The organism is Mesorhizobium sp. M0816, from assembly GCF_040320005.1.
Lineage (GTDB): Bacteria > Pseudomonadota > Alphaproteobacteria > Rhizobiales > Rhizobiaceae > Mesorhizobium.
This window is the reverse complement of sequence record NZ_JAMYOT010000084.1, coordinates 1-2,487: the sequence shown is the minus strand read 5'-3', so window position 1 is coordinate 2,487 and position 2,487 is coordinate 1. Positions and strand designations below refer to the sequence as shown.

At 65.5% G+C, this 2,487-nt stretch carries 3 protein-coding genes; all 3 read right to left on the bottom strand.

Annotation, left to right across the window (positions count from 1 at the left end):
- Positions 1-13: 13 nt before the first annotated feature.
- Entirely contained in the window at positions 14-1,546 is a 1,533-nt protein-coding gene (gene tnpC, locus NKI17_RS36725; RefSeq protein WP_352907931.1) for an IS66 family transposase, read from the bottom strand.
- A gap of 69 nt (positions 1,547-1,615) precedes the next feature.
- The gene (gene tnpB, locus NKI17_RS36720; protein ID WP_023709031.1) at positions 1,616-1,972 is read right to left on the bottom strand and encodes an IS66 family insertion sequence element accessory protein TnpB; all 357 of its coding nucleotides are present in this window, start codon (positions 1,970-1,972) and stop codon (positions 1,616-1,618) included.
- On the bottom strand, positions 1,969-2,403 hold the full coding sequence (gene tnpA, locus NKI17_RS36715) for an IS66-like element accessory protein TnpA (RefSeq protein ID WP_352677805.1): 435 nt from the start codon (positions 2,401-2,403) through the stop codon (positions 1,969-1,971). The genes tnpB and tnpA overlap by 4 nt, the downstream gene beginning before the upstream one ends.
- Between the last annotated feature and the right edge of the window lie 84 nt (positions 2,404-2,487).

Here is a 2,487-nt window from a genome sequence, read left to right as displayed (position 1 = left end):
GTAAGCGCTGTTCTCAGGCCACGGCCTTTAGCTCGGGGGCGCGGATGTAGGCCCAAGGCAGCAGGTCGTCGATCCGGCTGTTCCGATGGCCGTTGACGATCCTGGTGAGTACGTTGGCGAGATAGCCGAGCGGCTCGACACCGTTGAGTTTGCAGGTTTCGATGAGCGACGCGATGACTGCCCAGTGTTCGGCACCGCCGTCCGAGCCCGCGAAGAGCGCGTTCTTGCGGTTGAGCGCGATCGGACGGATTGAGCGCTCGACGGTGTTGCTGTCGATCTCGATGCGGCCGTCGTCAAGGAAGCGCGAGAGGCCTTGCCAGCGCGAGAGCGTGTAGCGCATCGCCTCGGCGAGCTTTGTCTTCTGGCTGATCAGGCCGAGCTTCTCGCGCAGCCAGGGTTCAAGATCGGCGATAACTGAAGCGCTCTTTTCCTGACGCATCGCACGGCGTTCATCGGCCGATCGGCCGCGGATATCGTCCTCTATTCTGTAGAGTTGGGCGATCCGTCTCAGCGCCTCGCTGGCAATCGGCGCGGGGCCAGCGGCGGCCAATTCATAGAACCGCCGGCGAACGTGCGCCCAGCAGAATGCGAGCGTGACGTCGCTCTTGTCGGCCAGCACACGATAGCCGCCATAGCCGTCGACCTGCAGGATTCCAGTGAAGCCTGCGAGATGAGCGATCGGACGCTCGGCCTTCCGGTCGGGTGCGTAGACATAGGCGACGCCCGGCGGGTCGGCTCCCTGCCATGGCCGATCGTCACGCGCATAGGCCCAGAGCTGCCCGGTCTTGGTCTTGCCGCGGCCGGGATCGAGCACCGGCGCGGTCGTCTCGTCGGCGAAGAGTTTTGGCGAGGACTTCAATTTGCCAAGCAGCCGCTCATGCACCGGACGCAGGTGCCAGGCGGCGCGGCCGACCCAGTCGGCGAGCGTGGAGCGATCGAGATTGATGCCTTGCCGGGCGTAGATCTGCGCCTGACGATAGAGCGGCAGATGATCGGCATATTTTGAGACCAGGACCTGGGCGACCGTTGCCTCGGTCGGAAGGCCGCCCTCGATCAGCCGGGCGGGTGCGGGAGCCTGAACCACCACGTCGTCGCAGGCGCGGCAGGCATATTTTGGTCGCCGCACGACGATCACACGCAGCTGCGCTGGCACGATGTCGAGCCGCTCGCTCACGTCCTCGCCGATGCGATGCAGGCCATTGCGGCAGCACGGACAGGCATGGTCCTCAATGTCGACGACCATCTCCGTGCGCGGCAGATGGGGTGGCAGCGCGCCGCGGTTCGCCCGGCGCTTGGTGGTCTTTGCTTGGCGCTCGGCGGGAGCAGATTGCTCCTGCTCTTCGTCACCCGCGGCCTCGATCTGTTCGGCCTCTTCGAGTCCCAGCAGCAACTGATCCTCGGGGAGCGTCTCAGCACGACGGCCGAAGCGGTGACGTTGCAATTCCTTGAGGATCTGGACTAGGCGGGCATTCTCGACGTCGCGCGCCAGGACCATCGCCTTCAGCGCGTCCGGATCGTCGGGAAGCTGGTCAGCCGTCATCGCCATGACCGGATCAGACCATATTCGCCGACAGCCCGCGACAGCGGAATCCAGACTGATTCACTTCGTCGCGGGTCAGCCGGCCTGGGCTGGAACGCGGGTCCGGCGCGCCTCATGGACGCGCCGCCAGTCGAGACCTTCGAGTAGCGCCGAGAGCTGCGCGGCCGTCAGCCGCATCATGCCGTCATGCACTTTCGGCCAGCGGAACTCCCCATCCTCCAAACGCTTGGCATAGAGGCAGACGCCGGTGCCGTCCCAGAAGATCAGCTTGATCCGGTCAGTCCGCTTCGCCCGGAAGACGTAGACGGCCCCGCTGAACGGATCGGCCCCCATCGTCTCTCGCACCAGCGCCGCCAATCCCTCCGCGCCCTTGCGGAAGTCGACCGGCTTCGTCGCCACCATGACCTTGACCGCACCCGTCGGCCCGATCACGACGTCGCCTTCAGCGCGCGGATCACTGCGGCCACCGTCTTGGTATCGGCGCCCCGGCCGACGCGCATCGCGATGCCGTCGATCTCAAGCTCGATCATGCCGGCGTCTCGAGTGGCTTGCCGTTTCCGCTGCTTCGGTGGATGCCTGGCTACAGGCTCCGCTGCCGCCACAACCGCCGGCACGAAGGCAGGAGAATCTTGCTGCACCGAAGCGGCCTGTTTGCGCGCTTCGCGGCGCCAGGCGAAGACCTGCTGCGGCCTGAGGCCATACCGGCGGGCGACCTCGGAAATGACTGCATTCGGCTCCAGCGTCTCCGCGATGATCCGCGCCTTGTCATCCACCGACCACTGACGCCGACCGCCAGCACCGTTGATCACCTCGAAACGCCGAGGCTGCCGCTCCGGGTCAAGCGTAAGGTCAAGTCCAGACACAAGCCGATCTCCGATCCCAATGCAGAACCGGCAACCTCACAGATCACGACCACTCCCGAAAGGTGGTCCCACAACAGCGCTTAC